16 protein-coding genes are annotated in these 19,963 nt (G+C 55.1%); 8 read left to right on the top strand and 8 right to left on the bottom strand.

Annotation, left to right across the window (positions count from 1 at the left end):
• Positions 1–3: 3 nt before the first annotated feature.
• A complete protein-coding gene (gene iolE, locus AC5Q5A_RS09310; protein WP_493895070.1) occupies positions 4–909 on the top strand; it encodes a myo-inosose-2 dehydratase in 906 nt (301 codons plus the stop codon).
• Positions 909–1,712, top strand: a complete 804-nt coding sequence (iolB, locus tag AC5Q5A_RS09305; RefSeq protein WP_493895069.1) for a 5-deoxy-glucuronate isomerase — start codon at positions 909–911, stop codon at positions 1,710–1,712. Before iolE ends, iolB begins: the two co-directional genes overlap by 1 nt.
• 410 nt (positions 1,713–2,122) lie before the next feature.
• Here iolB and AC5Q5A_RS09300 read toward each other — a convergent pair whose 3' ends face one another.
• The 5 genes from AC5Q5A_RS09300 to AC5Q5A_RS09280 all read right to left on the bottom strand — a co-directional run bounded on the left by AC5Q5A_RS09300 (position 2,123) and on the right by AC5Q5A_RS09280 (position 9,308).
• A complete protein-coding gene (locus tag AC5Q5A_RS09300; RefSeq protein WP_493895068.1) occupies positions 2,123–3,130 on the bottom strand; it encodes a precorrin-2 dehydrogenase/sirohydrochlorin ferrochelatase family protein in 1,008 nt (335 codons plus the stop codon).
• Complete coding sequence (locus AC5Q5A_RS09295; RefSeq protein ID WP_493895067.1) at positions 3,102–5,810, bottom strand: molybdopterin-dependent oxidoreductase; 2,709 nt, start codon at positions 5,808–5,810, stop codon at positions 3,102–3,104. Before AC5Q5A_RS09295 ends, AC5Q5A_RS09300 begins: the two co-directional genes overlap by 29 nt.
• Positions 5,800–6,150, bottom strand: coding sequence for a nitrite reductase small subunit NirD (gene nirD, locus AC5Q5A_RS09290; protein ID WP_493895066.1), 351 nt, complete (start codon positions 6,148–6,150; stop codon positions 5,800–5,802). Before nirD ends, AC5Q5A_RS09295 begins: the two co-directional genes overlap by 11 nt.
• Positions 6,151–6,155: 5 nt before the next feature.
• Positions 6,156–8,627, bottom strand: a complete 2,472-nt coding sequence (gene nirB / locus AC5Q5A_RS09285) for a nitrite reductase large subunit NirB (RefSeq protein WP_493895065.1) — start codon at positions 8,625–8,627, stop codon at positions 6,156–6,158.
• Between the two features lie 369 nt (positions 8,628–8,996).
• Positions 8,997–9,308: a hypothetical protein gene (locus AC5Q5A_RS09280; RefSeq protein ID WP_493895064.1), complete on the bottom strand. Its 312-nt coding sequence runs from the start codon at positions 9,306–9,308 to the stop codon at positions 8,997–8,999.
• Positions 9,309–9,402: 94 nt separating this feature from the next.
• On the opposite strand from AC5Q5A_RS09280, the gene AC5Q5A_RS09275 reads away from it, so the two are divergent.
• The 3 genes from AC5Q5A_RS09275 (at position 9,403) to AC5Q5A_RS09265 (ending at position 12,626) form a co-directional block, all read left to right on the top strand.
• Positions 9,403–10,710, top strand: coding sequence for a NarK family nitrate/nitrite MFS transporter (locus AC5Q5A_RS09275; RefSeq protein WP_493895063.1), 1,308 nt, complete (start codon positions 9,403–9,405; stop codon positions 10,708–10,710).
• A 149-nt stretch (positions 10,711–10,859) separates the two neighbouring features.
• A complete protein-coding gene (locus AC5Q5A_RS09270) occupies positions 10,860–11,447 on the top strand; it encodes an ANTAR domain-containing response regulator (protein ID WP_008889538.1) in 588 nt (195 codons plus the stop codon).
• Between the two features lie 3 nt (positions 11,448–11,450).
• Positions 11,451–12,626 (top strand): CmpA/NrtA family ABC transporter substrate-binding protein, encoded by a 1,176-nt coding sequence (locus tag AC5Q5A_RS09265; RefSeq protein WP_063088797.1) that lies wholly within the window; start codon positions 11,451–11,453, stop codon positions 12,624–12,626.
• Positions 12,627–12,679: 53 nt separating this feature from the next.
• On the opposite strand, the gene AC5Q5A_RS09260 is transcribed toward AC5Q5A_RS09265, so the two are convergent.
• Positions 12,680–13,321, bottom strand: coding sequence for a TetR/AcrR family transcriptional regulator (locus tag AC5Q5A_RS09260; RefSeq protein WP_063088798.1), 642 nt, complete (start codon positions 13,319–13,321; stop codon positions 12,680–12,682).
• Positions 13,322–13,469: 148 nt separating this feature from the next.
• On the opposite strand from AC5Q5A_RS09260, the gene AC5Q5A_RS09255 reads away from it, so the two are divergent.
• Complete coding sequence (locus AC5Q5A_RS09255) at positions 13,470–15,506, top strand: oxidoreductase (protein ID WP_493895062.1); 2,037 nt, start codon at positions 13,470–13,472, stop codon at positions 15,504–15,506.
• A 49-nt stretch (positions 15,507–15,555) separates the two neighbouring features.
• Here AC5Q5A_RS09255 and AC5Q5A_RS09250 read toward each other — a convergent pair whose 3' ends face one another.
• Positions 15,556–16,434 carry a LysR substrate-binding domain-containing protein gene (locus AC5Q5A_RS09250; RefSeq protein WP_008889542.1) on the bottom strand — a complete coding sequence of 293 codons (879 nt, stop codon included), beginning with the start codon at positions 16,432–16,434 and terminating at the stop codon, positions 15,556–15,558.
• A gap of 149 nt (positions 16,435–16,583) precedes the next feature.
• Here AC5Q5A_RS09250 and AC5Q5A_RS09245 point away from each other — a divergent pair, with 149 nt between their 5' ends.
• Entirely contained in the window at positions 16,584–17,825 is a 1,242-nt protein-coding gene (locus AC5Q5A_RS09245) for an aromatic ring-hydroxylating oxygenase subunit alpha (RefSeq protein ID WP_493895061.1), read from the top strand.
• Positions 17,826–17,829: 4 nt separating this feature from the next.
• The gene (locus AC5Q5A_RS09240) at positions 17,830–18,897 is read left to right on the top strand and encodes an FAD-binding oxidoreductase (protein WP_493895060.1); all 1,068 of its coding nucleotides are present in this window, start codon (positions 17,830–17,832) and stop codon (positions 18,895–18,897) included.
• Here AC5Q5A_RS09240 and AC5Q5A_RS09235 read toward each other — a convergent pair whose 3' ends face one another.
• Positions 18,898–19,917 (bottom strand): GlxA family transcriptional regulator, encoded by a 1,020-nt coding sequence (locus tag AC5Q5A_RS09235; RefSeq protein ID WP_493895059.1) that lies wholly within the window; start codon positions 19,915–19,917, stop codon positions 18,898–18,900.
• Positions 19,918–19,963 lie beyond the last annotated feature (46 nt).

Below are 19,963 nucleotides of genomic sequence, written 5' to 3'. Positions count from 1 at the left end.
ATAATGATCCTTTACGGTACCAATCCGATCGCCTGGTCCAATGATGATGACCAGACCCTTGGCGCAGACATAAGCCTTGAAACCTGTTTGTCCGAGGCGGGAAAGATTGGCTTTTACGGCATTGAAAAAGGCCACAAGATGCCGACCGAGCCAGCGGCACTGAAAGCTGCCCTTGCGCCACATGGCCTTAAATTCATTTCAGGTTGGCATTCGCTTAATCTTCTGACCCATTCGGTCGAGGACGAGAAAAAGGCCATTCAGCCGCATCTGGATCTTCTGAGGGCGATGGGATGCAAGGTTTGCATCGTCTGTGAAACGTCAAACGCCATTCACGGCAATGATAACGCAGCCCTTAATAACAGCCCGGTTCTCCATGCCGATCATTGGGCCAAGTTCGGTGCGGATGTCGAAAAAATCGCCGCCTATTGTGCCGAACAGGGTATCGATCTCGTTTATCACCATCACATGGGTACGATTGTCGAAACGGCCGATGAAATTCATGCCTTCATGAAAAATACCGGGCCGAAAACCAAGCTTCTGCTTGATACCGGTCATGCCTGGTTCGGAGGTGCCGACCCGGAAGAACTGGCGGCGCGTTACATGGATCGTGTCGGCCATATCCATTGCAAAAACGTGCGCCCGGTTATTAGCAAACAGGTCCGTGAAGAAGGGCTTAGCTTCCTTGAAGGTGTGCGGCGCGGGGTCTTTACCGTCCCGGGTGATATCGAGGGGGGCGTTGCGTTTGAACCGGTTCTGAAAATCGCAGCCGACCATGGATATTCCGGCTGGCTGGTGATCGAGGCCGAACAGGACCCGAACGTTCGCAACCCGTTTGAATATCAGTCCTTGGGACTGAAATCGCTGCGCGACATGGCACGGAAAACCGGACTGGATAAAGGAGACGCCTGATGGCTGATCTGCTCAGAAAGCCGAATGGAACGACCGGGAAGGTCCACGATATCACGACTGATAGTGCCAATTGGGGGTATGTCGGGTTTGGGCTGTATCATCTGAAACCCGGCGAAACTGCCCGGGAAGCAACCGGCGACCGTGAGGTCATTCTGGTCTTGGTTGAAGGCAAGGCAAAGATTTCTGTCGATGATCAGGATTTCGGTGAGCTCGGCAAACGCATGAGCGTGTTTGAGCGTATCCCGCCAGCCTGTGTCTATGCGCCCAATGATGCCAACTGGAAAGCTGTTGCGACAACCGATTGCACGCTTGCGGTTTGTACCGCACCCGGCAAGGGGAATTACACTGCGCGCGTAATCGAAAACATCGAGCTCGTAGAGCGTGGCAAAGGGGCGAATACCCGATATATCCATCCGATTGCCATGGAAGAAAAAGACATCGCCGATAGTCTTCTGGTGACCGAGGTCTTTACCCCGCAAGGCAACTGGTCAAGCTATCCGCCACACCGTCATGACGAGGATAACTATCCCGACATGACCTATCTCGAGGAAACCTATTACCATCGCCTCAATCCCAAACAGGGATTTGGTTTCCAGCGGGTCTTTACCGAAGATGGCGAACTTGATGAAACCATGGCGGTGTCAGACGGCGATGTTGTGCTGGTGCCCAAAGGCCATCATCCGTGTGGAAGCCCATATGGCTATGAGATGTATTACCTCAATGTCATGGCAGGCCCGATGCGCAAATGGCGGTTCCAGAACCATCCAGACCATGACTGGATCTTCCAGCGCGATAGCAAGTGATGCCCTTGTTTGATCCAGGACCCAACAGGGCGCGCAATTGCAACATGGTGACACGCCTTGCGGTGCATGTTGTCATGGCTGTGCTTAGCGTTCTTGTGGTGTTCTGGGTTAGTGCAGCTCTTTCTTCATCGTCGTTGCTCAGCTCCGATATTCGGAACGAGGCGAATGAAGTTTCCCCGATTACGGGCATGGCCTGTCGAACCTGGCTCTTTAGGGTTCTGCCTGATTCCAAACAACCTGAACGCGGAAGCCCTGCAAAAGCGCGCTATTCAACACCATGCGGATGGTCGTATTAAAACCGGATTATGATTTCGGGTGAGGTTTGATATCACCTCGCTTCACATTGCAAAACCCACCAGTGGTCTTGGTCGTCGCGGGGGTGAATGACCTTCAAATGCTTGCTTTGGCGATTAGTTTCGACAAAGCCGCAAGACGTTCATGCCCTGTTGGGTGAAGAACTGGATCTGTTTGCTGATCGCCAATCCGGTGTCAGGTATTTCGCCGTGTTTGTCGGTAGACGGACTGATGCTGATAAGGGTCGCATCCCGGCGGGCCAGGGCAAGGATGTCGGGTGCCACGTTCTTGTCGTGGAAAATGATATCGGCTGTTTCGATGTTGCCGGCAACACCGTGCGGGATGTCATAGGCGTTATCGGCGCTGATTGTGACCTGCAAGGATTGGCCGGATGGCACGGTTGCGCTGCTGCCTTGCGGGACAAAGGTGCGGAGTTCATGTGCAAGGTCATCCGGGGTGACTTTGCCGGTGTTGTCCGCGCGCAAGGCGTTTTGGAAAAACCGGGTCCAGAAGCGCTGTCGTGACAGGCTGTCGCTTAACTGTGCGGCCACGGTTGCGCGGGCATCACGGGCGATTTTGGCAATGTTTGACAAGGTTGCCGGGAACACGGTTTCAAGTCGCTGGCGTAACATGCGTGCCAGTGCCGGGGCGCAGGCGCCCGTCGAAATCGTGATCATGATTGGCGCGCGATCAAGAATGGCGGGGACAATGAAATCGCAATGCGCGGTCTTGTCGACGACATTAAGCAAGATGTTGCGTCGTTTGGTTGCCGCCTCGACCCGCTTGGTCAGGTGGGGATTGTCCGTCGCGTCAAACACCATGATCGCGCCATTAATCATGGTATCGACAAACGGGGCACGTTCCCATGTGATCTGACCGGTATTGTGCATTTTTGCAACATCATCGCACACTTCAGGCGCGATTACCGTGATGTCGGCATGACTGCGCAGCAGAAGGCGGAGCTTGCCCGCGGCAACTTCGCCGCCACCAAGCACAACAACCTTCTTGCCCTGCACTTTCACAAATGCCGGGAAGTAGGCGAATTTTTCGTCCGACTGATCGGTGCTTGCCCGAGGTGCCGTGGCGTTCAGAGTGCTATTCTGCGGCGCGCGGTAATACGTCATCGAGAATCTCCTTTATCTCCGGCACGCAGGATCCGCATCCTGTTCCGGCCTGAAGCAGGCGGCCGATATCGGTCGCCGTCACGGCATTCTGTTCAGAGATGGCATTGCTGATTGCGGCCAAACCGACCGAGAAGCATGAACAAATCAGGCGATCATTGATCGCCCCGGCATCGGGCATTCGCCCGGCCAAAAGCGCGTTGCGTTCAACCGGCGCGATGGCATTCGCACCCAACAGGTTTGAAACCCAGTCACGACCAAGTGCCGGGCGATCAGGGCCGACAAACAGCGCCCCGGTAATCCGATCTCCCTCGAGGCGGGCAAACCGATGGACCCCCTTGTTGGCGTCGGAATACTCAATGATCTGCTCAACGTCCCTGTTCGCGGCAATCGGCAACAGGGATTTAAACAGGATCGGGGCATCACCGGCGATTTCGTAAACCATGCTGCCCGGTCCGGTCGCACCGACCCAGTAGGGCAGTTTGGAAAGATCGACCGGTGTGCTTGAAAACAGCAATCCCTGCCATTTGGCGCTAAACGGCTCGAGGGCGACCGGAACATGTTTGCTTTCGGGTTGGCCGGAGTGGGGGTCAACATTGGGGGGCTGTAGTCGGCCAATCCCACCCGCGGCCGAAAAGACATCGTTCCAGTGCATCGGAACGAAAACCTGTCCTGGTGTTTGCGCATCCGTAATTGCCACCCGCATCAATGCAGTGCCATGTGGGCTTTTGATCCGGGCGATCCCGCCATCAGAAAGGCCGTAAAGCACAGCATCTTTTGGGTGAATTTCAAGCAACGGTTCAGGGCGATGCGCGCTGAGGCGCGCGGCAGTACCTGTGCGCGTCATGGTGTGCCATTGATCGCGGTAACGACCGCTATTGGCAATCAGGGGATATTCCCGGGTGGTTTGAGATTGCGGGCCGCTGTGGGTAAGGCCAAGCATCTTGGCGCGCCCACTTGATGTGGTGAAGATCCCATCGCCATAAAGACGTGTGGCGCCATTCGCAGGCTGAGACTTGCGCGAGGCCGGCCATTGAAACGGTGCCATACTGTCATAGGCTGATTTTCTGGCCTTGTACCATGCACCGATATCAAAGGCACGTGTGCCATCATTTTCGAATTCCGACAGGGCGGCGTGCTCGGCAAAGATGTCGCTTGGGTCCTTGTATTTGAACGCCTTGGCATAGCCCATGGCCCTGGCGACTTCGGACATGATCCACCAGTCTGGCTTGGCATTGCCAAGGGCTTCGCGGAAGGGGCGTTGGCGCGAAATGCGACGTTCGGAATTGGTGACCGTGCCCGATTTTTCGGCCCAACCAGCAGCGGGGAGTCTGATGTCGGCATGGCGCAATGTATCGGTATCGTTCACCACATCTGAAACAATCACCAAAGGACAACGCGACAGCGCAAGCCGGACGCGATCAGCATCCGGAAGGCTAACAGCCGGATTGGTCGCCATGATCCACACAGCCTTGATTTCCCCACGCTCAATAGCGCGGAACATATCAACCGCCTTGTATCCTTCGCCCTGTTCAAGAACATCGGATTTCCAGAACCGACGCACGCGATCAACATCAATCGGGTCATTGGGGTTCATGTGGGCGGCCAACTGATTGGCAAGCCCGCCAACTTCGCGTCCGCCCATGGCATTTGGCTGGCCGGTGACGGAGAACGGGCTTGAACCCGGTTTTCCGACGCGGCCTGTTGCCAGATGGCAATTCAGGATCGAATTGACCTTGTCCGATCCGCTTGAGGACTGATTAACCCCTTGCGAGAACACGGTGACGGTGCGTTCAAAGGCAGCAAACCAGTTAAAGAACGTTTCCAGTTTTCCCAGACCCGAGCCGAGTTCATCAGCGCTTTCATGGGTGTCGAGCCCGCATTTTTCTGCGGTTGTCTCGATATCGGGGCAGTCAGCACGTGCTTCTGCCACGGCGTGTTCGTAGCCGGTCACATGACGGGCCACGTAACGAAGGTCGGTATTGCGGGTTTGATCAAGCCAGGCCAACAACCCGTTAAACAGGGCAACGTCGCTGCCCGGTTTGATCGGTAGGTGCAGATCAGCAATATCGCAACTTGCCGTCCGCCTGGGATCAATCACGACGATCTTTGTGCCGTGTTTTTCCTTGGCCGCGCGCAGGCGCTGGTTCAGCACCGGGTGACACCATGCCAGATTTGATCCGGTCAGAATGACCAGATCGGCGATTTCAAGATCCTCGTAACAGCCCGGCACAACGTCCGCGCCAAACGCCCGCTTATGTCCCACCACGGTCGAGGCCATGCACAGCCGGGAATTGGTATCGATATGCGGTGATCCGATGAAGCCTTTGATCAGCTTGTTGGCGACGTAGTAATCCTCGGTCAGAAGTTGACCCGAGACATAAAACGCCACCGATTTCGGACCATGCTGTTCGATGGTATTGCGCAGGCGCTTTGCCGTTTCGCCAATGGCATCATTCCATGCGACCTGCTTGCCATCGACTTCGGGCTCGAGCAGGCGAATATCGCGCTGTTCCTCGGCCATGATAGTATCGATCAGCGCGGCACCCTTGGAACATATCCGCCCGAAATTGGCCGGATGATCCTGATCGCCGCCGACAGCCCATCCGTCACGGGTTGGCGAAATGATCAGGCCACAGCCAACACCGCAATAGGGGCAGGTTGTTTTGACCTCATCCTGCATGGCGCAATCCAGCTTGCAGTTCGGTCAGGCCAACTCGAACAATCCCGTCAATGACCTGGCATTCCACCTTGGCGGCACAGCCGTCATCGGGCCCCTGTGCCTCGCCGGTTTCAAGCGAGAACACCATGTTATGCAACGGACAGGTCACGAAATGGCCATGGACGATGCCCTGTGCCAGCGGCCCTTGTTTGTGCGGGCAGCGGTCCAGCAAAGCAAAGATCTGATCATCAAGCGTTCTGAAAATCGCAATGCGATCTGTTTCGGTTTGAAGGGTGCGTGCCCCTTGCCGCGGGATGTTGGCAGCGGGTCCGACTTCTACCCATGTCAGAGTGTTGCTCATCTGTCTTACTCCGCTGCGACCATCGAAAGGGGGGTGAATTCGTGCGCGTCAACGCCTTCGGATGCGCGTTCCGCCCATGGATCAATTTGCGCTGTTTTCTGACTGATCATGAAGCGTTCAAATAGCGCCTTGCGGTTGGCTTCATCATCGACGACCCGTTCCTGAACATGTTTCAGGCCAACCCGCTCGATCCAGGGTGCCGTGCGTTCAAGGTATCGGGCTTCTTCACGGTAAAGCTGAATGAAGGCGCCGCAATATTCCTTGACCTCGTCATCGGTCGTGACCTTGCACAGAAGATCGGTCGCACGGACATGAATGCCGCCATTGCCACCAACATGCAGGTCCCAGCCGCCATCGGTGGCAACAACGCCGAAATCCTTGATGGTTGCTTCGGCGCAATTACGAGGGCAACCCGATACGGCCATTTTGAACTTGTGGGGCATCCAGGACCCCCAGGTCATTTTTTCGAGTTCGACGGCCATGCCCATCGACATCTGGGTGCCAAAGCGACACCATTCCTGCCCGACGCAGCTTTTGACCGTTCTAAGCGATTTGCCATAGGCATGACCCGATACCATGCCCGCCGCATTGAGATCTGCCCAGACAGCCGGCAGGTCTTCTTTTTTGACCCCCAAAAGGTCAATGCGCTGGCCGCCGGTAACCTTGACTGTGGGAATTTCGAACTTGTCGGCAACATCGGCAATCGCACGCAATTCGCGTGGGTTGGTCAAGCCACCCCACATGCGCGGAATAACCGAATAGGTGCCGTCTTTCTGGATGTTGGCGTGAACACGTTCGTTGATAAAGCGTGACGCACCGTGATCGACATATTCGCCCGGCCACGCCGCCAGCAGGTAATAGTTCAAAGCCGGGCGGCAAACATGGCAGCCATCAGATGACTTCCATTCAAGTTCCTGCATGACGGCAGGCATGGATTTCAGGTTTTTGGCAATGATCAGACGACGGACGCTGTCATGATCATGATCGGTACAGGTGCAGATCGGCTTGACCATTGCGGCCTGATAATCGCCGCCAAGGGTTGCGGCCAACAGGTTTTCAACAAGGCCAGAGCAGGATCCGCAGGATGCCGATGCCTTGGTGTGACCTTTGACCTCATCAAGGGTGGTCAGGCTCTTTTCATTGATGGCGGCAACGATCGATCCTTTGCAAACGCCGTTACAGCCACAAATTTCTGCATCGTCTGGCAGGGCTGCAACGGCATCAAGAGGGTTTCCAGAAGATCCCCCCGCAAATGCCTGACCAAAGGCAAGTGTGTCGCGCAGTTCGGTGACATCTTCACCGTCCTTCATCAGCTGGAAATACCAGCCGCCATCGGATGTGTCACCATACAGGACCGCGCCCTTGATCTTGCCGTCTTCAAGGACGATGCGCTTGTAAACGCCGCGACCGGCATCGCGGAAAACGATTTCCTCTGTCTCGCCGCCGCCGGAAAAATCACCAGCCGAAAAGACATCAACACCCGTCACCTTAAGCTTGGTCGAGGTGACTGAGCCGGTATAGCCATCAGTGTCTATTTCGGCCATGTGATCGGCCAGTGATTTGGCCATTTCAAACAGCGGGGCGACCAGGCCATAACATTGACCGCGATGCTGAACACATTCGCCAACGGCAAAGATCGCCGGATCACTGGTGGTCATGACATCGTCAACCACGATGCCGCGTTCGACTGCAACACCCGCGTCTGCGGCAAGGCGCCCATTTGGACGAATACCAACAGCCATAACCACCAGATCAGCCGGGATCATGCGTCCGTCTTTAAGGCGAACGCCGGTAACATTTTCACTGCCAACGATTTCGGCGGTATCGGCCTCGGTAATCACCGTGATGCCGCGACGTTCCAGTTCTTGCGCCAGAAGGTAACCTGCCGACGGGTCAAGCTGGCGTTCCATAACATGGCCTGCCAGATGCAAAACCGTTACATCCATGCCGCGCGATTGCAGGCCAACGGCCGCTTCAAGGCCCAGAAGGCCGCCGCCGATGACGACTGCCGGGCCGCCCTTGGCAGCAGCACCCAGCATGGTGTCGACATCATCGACATCGCGGAAGGTGACAACGCCGTCAAGCTTGTGACCGGGAACCGGAATGATGATCGGATCAGAACCGGTTGCCAGCAAAAGCTGGTCATACTCGGTTTCGGTTCCACTTTTGGAAATCACCACTTTGCGGTCGCGGTCGATCTTGACCACAGGGTCGCCGGAATAAAGATGGATGTTGTTTTCGGTGTACCATTCCGGGGTGTTGATCACGATCTCGTCGAAATCCTTTTCGCCAGACAACAGTGGCGACAGCATGATGCGGTTGTAGTTCACGCGCGGCTCGGCACCGAAAACGGTGATGTCATATTTGTCTGGTGCGCGGTTCAGGATTTCTTCAACGGTCCGCATGCCGGCCATGCCGTTGCCGATGACAACCAGGCGGGCTTTGGCGGTTCGTAATGCAGCAGTGACGTGGTTCATTTGTCTATGGCTCCTCGTCGCGGGATGCTAATTGGCACAAAAAAACGCCCGATGCGGCCTGCCCTCAAAAGAGGCATTTCGCAACGGACGTCGTTATCCGGTGAACCCGTCTTTGGATTCTTTATATATACAATCGGCTTTTTCGCCGGAGCCGCAGGCGACACTGCCCGCGCTCTTGCGTCAATGTATTCAAGTGCCGTGCCAGAATTGAAAATTGAGAAAATTATCTTTTAACAAACTGAAAATATTGATGAAAATACTTGTTCGGCAGATTGACGAATTTGGCTGGGTTTACCGGAATGATTAAAAAATAACCATCACGAAAAATGAGTGATTTAAATTTGTGCAAAAAATAGTCATTTTGGCAGGCTAAAAAACATCCTGTGCAGATGCGGTCGTCAAATTATGATTATTTTCAATCATTTGATGGAATTGTCCCGCATCGCGGAAGAACTGGCGCGGTGTTTGCAATACCGGTTTCGTGTGAGCAGCTTCGACGAAAGCATGCCCAATGACGGGTGGCTCACAGTTCTTCGTCCAACGGCGGACGATCAGACGTTTGGAACAGCAGCGCGATGAGCGCGCAGCCTTTCCGATACGAATGACGGGCCGCCTGCGGACATCTTCCAGATGAAGCATGAGGCCCATGGGGAAAAACCGTCGGTCGTACAAAGCAAACATCAAGCTCTGCGCGACCTAAACGAAGGGCTTCAATGTTATGGAAATCAAGAACAAGGCTACACGCATAAATCTATTCAGTCTCAAGACTGTCCAAATGCGTACTTTCCACCTCACCTGGCTTTCATTCTTCCTGTGCTTCTTTGGCTGGTTCGGGATCGCACCGCTGATGCCGCTGGTGCGCGATGATCTCGGTCTTAGCAAAAGCGAAATCGGCAGTACTATCATTGCCTCGGTCGCGATTACAGTTCTGGTAAGGCTTCTGATCGGGCCGCTCTGTGACAAGATCGGCCCGCGCAAGACCTATACCGGCCTTCTGGTGCTGGGGTCGCTTCCGGTCATGCTGATCGGTCTTGCCGACAGTTATGAAACCTTCCTGCTTGCCCGTTTGGCCATTGGGTCTATCGGCGCATCCTTTGTCATCACGCAGTATCATACCTCCATGATGTTTGCGCCAAACGTTGTCGGTACGGCCAATGCCACGACGGCGGGTTGGGGTAACCTTGGCGGTGGCGTGACCCAGATGGTCATGCCAGCAATCCTTGCGATGGTTCTTGGTTTTGGCGTGGCTGAAACCATGGGCTGGCGTCTGGCGATGGTGTTCCCGGGTGCAATCATGCTGGTTGTTGCCGTGCTATACTGGGTCTTCACCACCGATTGCCCGGAAGGCAACTATTCCGACATGCGCAAAAGTGGCGCGCTTAAGCCGGAGGACGATACTGCCGGTGCCGCCAAGGGCATGATGGCTGCCGTTTCCGATTACCGTGTCTGGGCATTGTTCCTGGTGTATGCCGCGTGCTTTGGTGTCGAGCTGACGATCAACAACATTGCAGCGATCTATTTCTTCGACAAGTTTGAGCTTTCATTGGCAACCGCTGGCATGATTGCCGGTCTGTTTGGTTTGATGAACATCTTTGCCCGGACGCTGGGTGGTGTGTTCTCTGACAAATTTGCTGCCAAGGGCGGCCTTTCGGGTCGTGTGAAATTCCTGTTCATGGCACTGTTCATCGAAGGCGTCGCACTTGTTGCCTTTTCGCAGATGGAAGCACTGGTTGTTGCCGTATCTGTGATGATCGTCTTTTCGCTGTTTGTTCAGATGTCAGAAGGTGCGACCTTCGGGATTGTGCCGTTCGTCAACCGCAAGGCGCTTGGCTCTGTTGCCGGTATTGTCGGTGCGGGCGGTAATGCTGGCGCGGTCGCAGCGGGCTTCCTGTTCAAGTCCGAAGCACTTACCTATCAGGAAGGTCTTCTGTATCTCGGTCTGGCTGTGATCATCTGCTCGTTCGCGGCTTTGGCGGTGCGTTTCTCGGCGGAAACCCAGGCTGAAGAAAAGGCGCGTTTCGACGCGGCGCAGTCAGAACGTTTTGGGACTTCAGGTACAGCGCAGCCGGTTCCGGCTGAGTAAGATACGCTGTTTGATACGATCTTTTCGGGATGCGGTTCCGACCGCATCCCGAAACCAGTAATCCGGACCCGCAAATGGGACGGAGCATATAAAAAGATACGTCAGAGAGGCGCAGCCATTTCAGGCTGTCAGGGAGTTAGGGTTAGTTGGTGAAGCTGGAAGAATTCAATATTCTGGTGATTGATGAAAATCCGGACCGTGCGGCGATTGTCGAACGTGGTCTGGTTGAAAGCGGCTATACCCGCGTGGCCCGTATCGGCACGTCCCACAATCTGGTCGAACGTATTCAGGCGTTGGCACCAGACATCATCATCATCGATCTTGAAAACCCCGACCGCGATACGCTTGAACAGATGTTTCAGGTGTCGCGCGCCATTGCGCGCCCGATTGCGATGTTCGTTGATCAAAGCGACGCATCCATGATCCACGAGGCGGTGTCGGCAGGCGTCAGTGCCTATGTGGTTGATGGCCTGCGTCAGGACCGCATTCGCCCGATTGTCGAAATGGCGATTTCACGGTTCAACGTCTTTGATCAGCTGCGCCGCGAACGTGATGAAGCGCAGGCGAAGCTCAATGAACGCAAACTCATTGAACGGGCCAAGGGCATCCTGATGAAAGAAAAAGGTCTGTCCGAAGAAGATTCTTATGCGCTGTTGCGCAAAAACGCCATGAAGCAAAATCGCAAGATTTATGAAATCGCGCAAAGCGTCATCACGGCGTTTCAGTTGGAGTTTTGATGGATGGCTAACAAGGTTCGTCTCGGTTTTGTTCCACTGGTCGATTGTGCCATTCCGGTGGTGGCGCGTGCCATGGGGTTTGCCCAGCAGGAAAATATCGATCTGGAACTGGTCCGCGAAATGTCATGGGCAGCCATTCGCGACAAACTTTCCTTTGGCATGTTTGAAGCGGCCCACCTTTTGGCGGGGATCCCGATTGCTGCACGGCTTGGGCTTGGCGGACTGCCGGTTCAAAATATCGTCGTGCCGATGGCGTTGGGTCGTGGTGGTAATGCGATTACGGTCTCGACCCAGCTTTATCAACGTATGTTGGAGGCCGACCCGAATGCGATGCTTGGTCCGCGCGGGCGGTCGGCCAGGGCGCTTAAAAAGGTCATTGATGAAGACAAGGCCGAAGGGCGGCCGATCCTGTCCTTTGCCACCGTGTTTCCGTTCTCAAGCCATAACTATGAGCTTCGCTACTGGATGGCGGCAGCAGGCATTGATCCGGACATGGATGTGAATATCGGCGTGATCGCGCCGCCGCGGATGTTTGACAGTCTGCGTAATGGCTGGGTGGATGGTTATTGCGTTGGCGAACCATGGAACCAGCGCGCGGTGTTTCACGGTGATGGCGTGATTGTTGCGCTTAAAGACGATATCTGGTCACGAAGTCCGGAGAAGGTTCTTGGTCTGCGGGAAGACTGGGCGCAAAGCAATCCCGAACTTGTTTCTGCACTTGTGCGTGCGCTTGTCCGGGCTGCTGAATGGGCAGACCAGCCAGGGAACCGCGTTGAGTTGGCCCACATCCTGTCTGAGGAGGCCAATGTCGGCGCGCCGTTTGAAGTGCTTAAGGCATCGCTGAGCGGTAAACCGGTATTGCGTCCGGGGGAACCGCCCATCGATCTGCCTGACCGCCACGTATTTTACCGCTATACCGCGACTTTCCCCTGGTTGTCACAGGGGCGCTGGATTGGCGAACAAATGAAGCGTTGGCGACAAATTCCCCAAGATACGGATCTTAAAGCCGTTATTCCCGATGTCTTCCGACCGGACCTTTATCGAACGGCGGTTGCCGGGCTGGATGTTCTGGTTCCGCAGGATGATTGGCGCGTTGAAGGTGCCGCAGATGCACCGGATCGATCGCTTGTCGGGATGGATCAATTTCTGGATGATACGATTTTCAAGGCAGAGTTCTGAGCCGAAAGGTGGATTTGTCCGCCCTGAAAATCTGATGAATGCCGCTGATCGGTTCAGGGTGCAAAATTGTGCCGCGCGTAAAACCGGTTGAGTTCGCTTTGCGTCGGTGCCTGGCCGCAAAATGTTTCGACATAGCCGGGAATGCGTGCCATGCGCACGGCTAAATCTTCGTTTGCTTTCATCGAGATATAGCCGATCTGTACCAGATAGATAGCACGGGCGCGGACATCGGCCATGCGTTCATCCTGTCCGAAATGGATGAACAGTTTGGCAAGCGCATCAAGGCGTTGCTGATCAGCCTTTTCAATTTCGGCCCGGACATCGTCGGACTGCATCGACCAGCTGCGCACGGCAAATTCAAGACGCGAGTCAAACAGGTCGGGCATCAGCCAGCAATCGATGATGTTCAGCATCGCCTCCGAGACGGTTTCGGCATAGGCCTCTGTCTGTTTGATCAGATTACCGGTGTTCTTTTCGCGCCACAGATCCAGCAAGGCACCCAGCAACTCCTTCCGGTCCTTAAAGAACCAATAGAAGCTGGTGCGCGACAGGTTCAGGCGCTTTGCCAGTGGCTGGATCTTGACGCCATCGACACCGGTTTCAAGCAGGGCGTCATATGCCGCGTTCAGCCAGATCTCGGCCGATCCGCGCCAGCCGCTATTTTGTCCGGCGATATCTTCAATCTGTTCTTCCATGGACGTTTCCTTAGCAAACTGCGCGGTTCGCGACAAGCAAAGTGTACATGAGTGTATCTAAAATATACATCAGTGAACTTAAAATTGACATAACTGTACATTTCTGAATATCGTCATGGGCAGAGAGTCCAAACCCGGAGCCCCGCACATGTCCAACGACCCGCTTCTTCAGCCTTATCAGCTTAAGCATCTGACGCTGCGTAACCGCATCATGATGACGTCGCACGAACCGGCCTATCCCGAGGATGGCATGCCAAAGGATCGTTATCGCGCCTATCATGTGGAACGCGCCAAGGGTGGTGTTGCCATGACGATGACGGCGGGGTCGGCTGCGGTATCAAAGGACAGCCCGCCGGTCTTTAACAACCTTCTGGTCTGGAAAGACGAAGTCGTTCCGTGGATGAAGGATCTGACCGATGCGGTGCATGAACAGGGTGCCGCGGTTATGATCCAGCTGACCCATCTTGGTCGTCGCACGCGTTGGGACAAGGCAAACTGGTTGCCAGTGGTATCCCCATCGCACAAGCGCGAAGCCGCCCACCGGGCCTTCCCGAAGAAGATGGAAGACTGGGATATCGAACGCATCATCAAGGATTATGCCGATGCGGCCGAACGCATGAAGGCGGGCGGTATGGACGGGATCGAGCTTCAGGCCTATGGCCATCTGATGGATCAGTTCTGGTCGCCGCTGACCAACGAACTTGATGGTCCTTATGGTGGCAGCATTGATAACCGCCTGCGCTTTACGTTTGATGTTCTGACCGAAATTCGCAAACGCGTCGGGCCAGATTTCATTGTCGGTGTGCGCTATACCGGTGATGAAGACCTTGAGGGTGGTTTGACCAAGGAAGATGGCCTGTCTATTTCCAAGCGCCTTAAAGACAGTGGCATGGTCGATTTCCTCAATGTCATTCGTGGGCATATCGATACGGATGCCGGCCTGACCGATGTGATCCCGATCCAGGGCATGGCGAACTCGCCGCATCTGGATTTTGCCGGTGAAATTCGTGCCGCCACCGATTTCCCGACCTTCCATGCCGCGAAAATCCCGGACGTTGCAACCGCACGCCATGCGATTGCATCGGGCAAGGTTGATATGGTTGGCATGACGCGTGCGCACATCACCGATCCGCATATCGTGCGCAAGATCATTGAAAAGCGCGAAGATGAAATCCGCCCGTGCGTCGGGGCGAACTATTGCCTTGATCGCATCTATCAGGGCGGGTCGGCCTATTGCATCCATAACGCCGCCACGGGGCGTGAGCTTTCGATGCCTCAAATCATCGAGGCGGCAGAAACCCGCAAGAAGGTCGTGATTGTCGGATCCGGCCCGGCCGGGATGGAGGCCGCCCGTGTTGCCGGCGAACGTGGTCATGAAGTTGTTGTCTATGAAGCCGCCCCAAATCCGGGCGGGCAGATCCGCCTGACCGCACAGAACGAACGCCGCCGTGAAATGATCAGCATCATTGAATGGCGCATGGCTGAATGCACCCGACTTGGCGTGACGTTCCATTTCAACACCTGGGCAGAGGCCGACACGATTACGGCCGAAAACCCCGATGTCGTCATCATCGCCACCGGCGGCATGCCCGATACCGAAGTCCTGTCAGAGGGTAATGATCTGGTCGTGTCGACCTGGGATATCATTTCGGGCGACGTCAAGCCGGGCGCCAATGTTCTGGTCTATGACGATGCCGGGGATCATGCCGGTTTGCAGGCGGCCGAACTGATTGCCCAAAGTGGTGCCAAGGTCGAAATCATGACCCCGGATCGGTCCTTTGCACCCGAAGTCATGGCGATGAACCTTGTGCCCTATATGCGCAGCATGCAGAAGCTTGATACCACCTTTACGGTGACCTATCGCCTTGAGGCGGTGGAAAAGCAGGGCAATCAACTCATCGCGCATGTCGGCAGTGACTATGGCGGGGTTGCCAAGCAACGGATCGTTGATCAGATCGTGGTCAACCACGGCACCATTCCGCTTGATGACATCTACTTTGATCTCAAGCCCGGCTCATCGAACCATGGTGAAATGTCGCATGACGACCTGTTGGCCGGAAAACCGCAATCGGTTGTGCGCAATCCAGATGGTGCCTATCAGCTTTTCCGGATCGGGGATGCAGTATCAGCACGCAATACCCATGCGGCGATCTATGATGCATTGCGTTTGTTAAAAGACGTCTGATCTGTGCGGCAAGTGTGGCGATGTGCTGCGCTTGCCGTTTCCCGCTATCTCAGGCGGCATCGATCAGCCAGTCGACAAATATGCGGGCCTTCTCGGATGCGCGCGGATGGACGCGCAGATAAAACCCCATCGGCGAGGGGATTTCGTCAGGCACAAGTTTGATCAGGCGTCCGTCTTCCAGCAGCGGTCCAACCAGTTCATCCCATCCAAGCACCGCACCGACGTCATCCTGTGCGGCCTGAAGCGCAATTGTGTAATTGTTAAGCTTGAAGCTTCGCCCCTTTGGTGCTGGGCGTCCCAATGCACGGAACCAGTCGGTCCATGTTGTCCAGTCCGTTTCCTCATTATGCAGGTGGATCAGGGGTGCACGCAAAAGGTCATCAATCGTTTCGATGTTTTGTTCGGCCTTGAAGGCCGGTGTGCCGATGGCGGCCACGCGATCCTGAAACAGTTTGTAGTATCCGTCCGCCCCGTCATCGGGGTTGCTGTAATGGATGCTAAGATCACAATACCCAGTCATGCCGGGCACATCCGAGACAATTTGCGAGACCGTGATATTGGGATGAATTTTCCAGAATGCGGCAATTTTTGGCGTAAGCCAGAGTGAACTGACGGCTGTTGTCGTCCGGATTGTGACATCAACCGTTTCGGGTTGATCGCGCAATTGGATGACCGTATCGGAAATGGTCTCAAAGCCCCTTTGCAGGGCGACGAGAAGGAAGGCGCCTTTCTCGGTCAGCTCCACACCGCGATTGCGGCGAATGAAAAGGGCGCTGCCAATATCGGCCTCAAGCGCCTTGATCTGGTGGCTTACAGCCGCAGGTGTCACATTCAATTCTGCCGCCGCATCCTTGAAGCTCATGTTGCGACCGGCTGCCTCAAAGCAGATCAGGGCATTTATCGAAGACAAATCATACGGGCGGGCCAACGGCCTCTCCTGAAAACAGCGCAGGGTAATTTCTGTGAGTTTTTCAGATTAGGTGAGCTAAACCAAGATGAAAATTAATGCCGTTGTAAATCGTGGCATGAAGTTCACACTTTTGGTTGCTTTTAACCATCAAGAAACGGATTTCCGCCATGCCCGTTATGCCGCATTCAGTCCAAGAGCTTTTGGCGCGTCGTGTTCCCGGATATTCTCTGGAACAGCCGTTCTATACGGATCAGTCGATCTTTGAGCTCGACCTTGAAAACATTCATTACAAGGAATGGCTGTTTGCGATCCCGGCATGCGAAATACCCAAGGCGGGCGATTACGTCATTTATGAAGTCGGTGCTTATTCCGTTGTGATCGTGCGCGGCAACGATCAGATCGTGCGTGCCTTTCACAATTCATGCCGCCATCGCGGGTCGGTTCTGTGCAAAACCAAAAAGGGCCGAAATCCACGGCTGGTTTGCCCTTATCACCAGTGGACCTATGACCTTGATGGCAAGTTGCTTTGGGCGCGTGATATGGGGCCGGATTTTGACAATTCAAAATTCGGGTTAAGCCCGGTTCATTGCCGGGTGATCCACGGATTGGTTTATATTTGTCTGGCTGAAAATGCGCCGGATATCGAACCGTTTGCCAAGGCTGCAGAACAATACCTTGCGCCGCACGATCTGGAAAATTCCAAGGTCGCGTTTGAAAGCACGATTATCGAAAAGGCCAACTGGAAGCTGGTCTGGGAGAATAATCGGGAATGCTATCACTGCGGCGGGAATCACCCATCGCTGTGCCGAACCTTCCCGGAAGATGCGCGTGCGATCGGCAGCACGTCCGATGGTGTTGTGGCCGGTGTGCTTGATGATCATGTGGCCCGCTGCGAGGCAGTCGGCGCGCCATCTGCCTATCAGATGGCCGATAGTGGTGAATGGCGTCTGGTGCGTGTGCCGCTTTTGGGGGAAGCAGAAAGCTACACGCTTGATACCAAGGCGGCTGTCAGCCTGCCGAACTCCAATATCCCGTTCAAAAATGCCGGATCGCTTTTGAAGTTCCATTATCCGTCAACCTGGAACCATTTTCTGTCTGATCATGCGCTTGTTTTCCGTGTGACGCCCATCAGCCCGATGGAAACCGAAGTCGTCACCAAGTGGCTTGTCCACAAGGACGCGGTTGAAGGCCGTGACTATGATCTGAACCGACTGACCGAAGTCTGGCTTGCGACCAATGCTGAAGACAGGGAAGTGGTCGAAAACAATCAGCGTGGCATTGCGACACCAGCCTACAAGGTCGGTCCGTATTCAGAGATTCACGAAGCCGGTGTTGCCCAGTTTGGCAACTGGTATGCGAAAACCCTGTCTGACAAGCTTGCCGAAACCAGATTGATCGCGGCGGAGTAGGGCGATGTCTGTGATCGAGAAACCAAAGCTTGCCTTCTGGTCGGACTCCGAGGAACTGGAATGTGTTTCGTTCCTGCCAGAAGCCCCCAATGTCATGACATTTTGCTTTCAGTCGGTGTCGGGTGCGTTGTTCAGCTATGATCCCGGGCAGTTTTTGACTCTGGAGCTGCCGGTGCCGGGCGGGACGCTTTATCGGACATATACCATCTCGTCCTCGCCATCGCGGCCGACATCCTTGACCGTCACGGTCAAGGCGCAGGCGGGGTCGGTCGGTACGCGCTGGATGCTAGATCATTTGCGTCCGGGCATGCGCATTCGGGCCAAGGGGCCGGCTGGCAGCTTTTCACTGATTAATCATCCGGCGGACAAATACCTGTTCATTTCGGCGGGGTCGGGCATCACGCCGATGATGTCGATGACGACCTATCTTTATGACGCCGGGCGTGATCCCGACATCGTGTTCGTCAATTGTGCGAAACGCCCCTCCGAGATCATCTTTCGCGAACGCTTGGAACACAGCGCGTCGCGGATTAACGGCATTGCCCTGAAGTGGGTGGTGGAGGAAGCCGATCCCTACAAGCCGTGGACCGGGTATTTGGGGACGTTCAATCAGCTGATGCTGGGCCTGATGGCGCAGGATTATCTTGAACGTGAGGTGTTTTGTTGCGGACCGGAACCGTTCATGCAGGCCGTGCGCGAGGTTCTTGTCGGGCTTGGCTATGATATGGATCGCTACCATCAGGAAAGCTTCCACGCGCCGACAATGGAGGCAGAAGACGTGCCCGATGATGTCGTGCCTGATGAGGACAGCAAGGCTGTCATCGCATTCACCGCATCTGGCATCACGGCAAATTGCACCCAAACCGATACCGTCCTTGCCGCGGCGCGCACGGCAGGCCTTGTGATCCCGTCAGGCTGTTCGATGGGGATTTGCGGGACGTGCAAGGTGCGCAAGACCGAAGGGCAGGTTCATATGGTCCACAATGGCGGGATCACGGACGACGATATTGAAGAAGGTTACATCCTTGCTTGCTGCTCGAACCCGATCGGGCAAGTCACCATTGATGCCTGATTACGGCTGAGCCGTCGGAATGTTGTTTCGGTATTCCGACGGGTTCATGCCGATTTCGGCCTTGAAGGCATGAATGAAATGCGATGCATCACAAAATCCGGTGCTAAGTGCTATCTGGGTGGTTGTTTTTCCCGTTTCGCCCAGCAGCTTTTTGGCGGCATCAAGCCGGATGCGCAAAGCAGCACGTGATGGTGAAATGCCGATATCGGCATTAAACGCCCGTTCGAGCTTACGGCGTGTGACGCCAAGTTTTTCGGCCATTTTGGCGACGGTTTCGGGCGACTCAATATTCTGGCGCATTCGCAAAAGCGCCTTTTTCACCAGTGCGTCTTTGGCAACCAGATCGGTCTGAAAGCCCGGTTGCGGGTTTTCGCCGGTCATGGCCTCGTTGATGATCATGATACTCAGGCTTTTGGTCGCCGCCGTGCGCCCGATGTGCTTTTCCACCACCCAGGCCGCCAGATGTGCCGCGCCATGCCCGCCCGAACAGGTCAGGCGATCCCGATCCACGACAAAGATCTGATCGGAAACCGGTTGGGCGGCTTCGAACCGTGCGACAAATTCGTCATGGTGAAACCAGCTAACACAGCATCGGTATCCTTCAAGCAACCCCGCCTCATACAGCGCGAAAACCCCGGTACACAACCCGATCAGGTTCTTGCCCTCGGCGGCAGCCGCCTTGAGATAGGCAATGCAATCAGATGAAAACCCGCCCTGTTCTTGAATAAGGCCGCCGACAACCACGATATAGTCGTAGTCACCGGCATTGCGCAGGCGGGTGTCGGGTTGCACCTTGACCCCGCAACTTGAACGCACCGGGTTCATGGTATCAGACAGCACCGTCCAGTCGCAGTGAATGGGCCGCGAACGGTCAGCTTCATCGGCCGAAAGACGCAAGACATCGACAAAACTGGCAAACGCTGTCAGCGTGAAATTGTCTGCCAGCAGAAAGGCGACGCGAAGGCGCTTTTTTGCATTGGGTTTACCGGGGTTTGATCCCAGGTTCGAAAAAGAGTTCATGGCAAAAATATACAATGAAATTGTCGCAATTATCCAGTCCGCAGAG

Source organism: Thalassospira sp. CA1 (assembly GCF_059052855.1).
Note: the sequence above shows the minus strand (reverse complement) of the source record. Positions and strands in the feature narration are given on the sequence as shown.

Coding starts and splice junctions, on each gene's coding strand:
- iolE (WP_493895070.1), top strand. CDS start 4: ATGATCCTTTACGGTACCAATCCGATCGCCTGGTCCAATGATGATGAC.
- iolB (WP_493895069.1), top strand. CDS start 909: ATGGCTGATCTGCTCAGAAAGCCGAATGGAACGACCGGGAAGGTCCAC.
- AC5Q5A_RS09300 (WP_493895068.1), bottom strand. CDS start 3,130: ATGACGTATTACCGCGCGCCGCAGAATAGCACTCTGAACGCCACGGCA.
- AC5Q5A_RS09295 (WP_493895067.1), bottom strand. CDS start 5,810: ATGCAGGATGAGGTCAAAACAACCTGCCCCTATTGCGGTGTTGGCTGT.
- nirD (WP_493895066.1), bottom strand. CDS start 6,150: ATGAGCAACACTCTGACATGGGTAGAAGTCGGACCCGCTGCCAACATC.
- nirB (WP_493895065.1), bottom strand. CDS start 8,627: ATGAACCACGTCACTGCTGCATTACGAACCGCCAAAGCCCGCCTGGTT.
- AC5Q5A_RS09280 (WP_493895064.1), bottom strand. CDS start 9,308: ATGTTTGCTTTGTACGACCGACGGTTTTTCCCCATGGGCCTCATGCTT.
- AC5Q5A_RS09275 (WP_493895063.1), top strand. CDS start 9,403: ATGCGTACTTTCCACCTCACCTGGCTTTCATTCTTCCTGTGCTTCTTT.
- AC5Q5A_RS09265 (WP_063088797.1), top strand. CDS start 11,451: ATGGCTAACAAGGTTCGTCTCGGTTTTGTTCCACTGGTCGATTGTGCC.
- AC5Q5A_RS09260 (WP_063088798.1), bottom strand. CDS start 13,321: ATGGAAGAACAGATTGAAGATATCGCCGGACAAAATAGCGGCTGGCGC.
- AC5Q5A_RS09255 (WP_493895062.1), top strand. CDS start 13,470: ATGTCCAACGACCCGCTTCTTCAGCCTTATCAGCTTAAGCATCTGACG.
- AC5Q5A_RS09245 (WP_493895061.1), top strand. CDS start 16,584: ATGCCCGTTATGCCGCATTCAGTCCAAGAGCTTTTGGCGCGTCGTGTT.
- AC5Q5A_RS09240 (WP_493895060.1), top strand. CDS start 17,830: ATGTCTGTGATCGAGAAACCAAAGCTTGCCTTCTGGTCGGACTCCGAG.
- AC5Q5A_RS09235 (WP_493895059.1), bottom strand. CDS start 19,917: ATGAACTCTTTTTCGAACCTGGGATCAAACCCCGGTAAACCCAATGCA.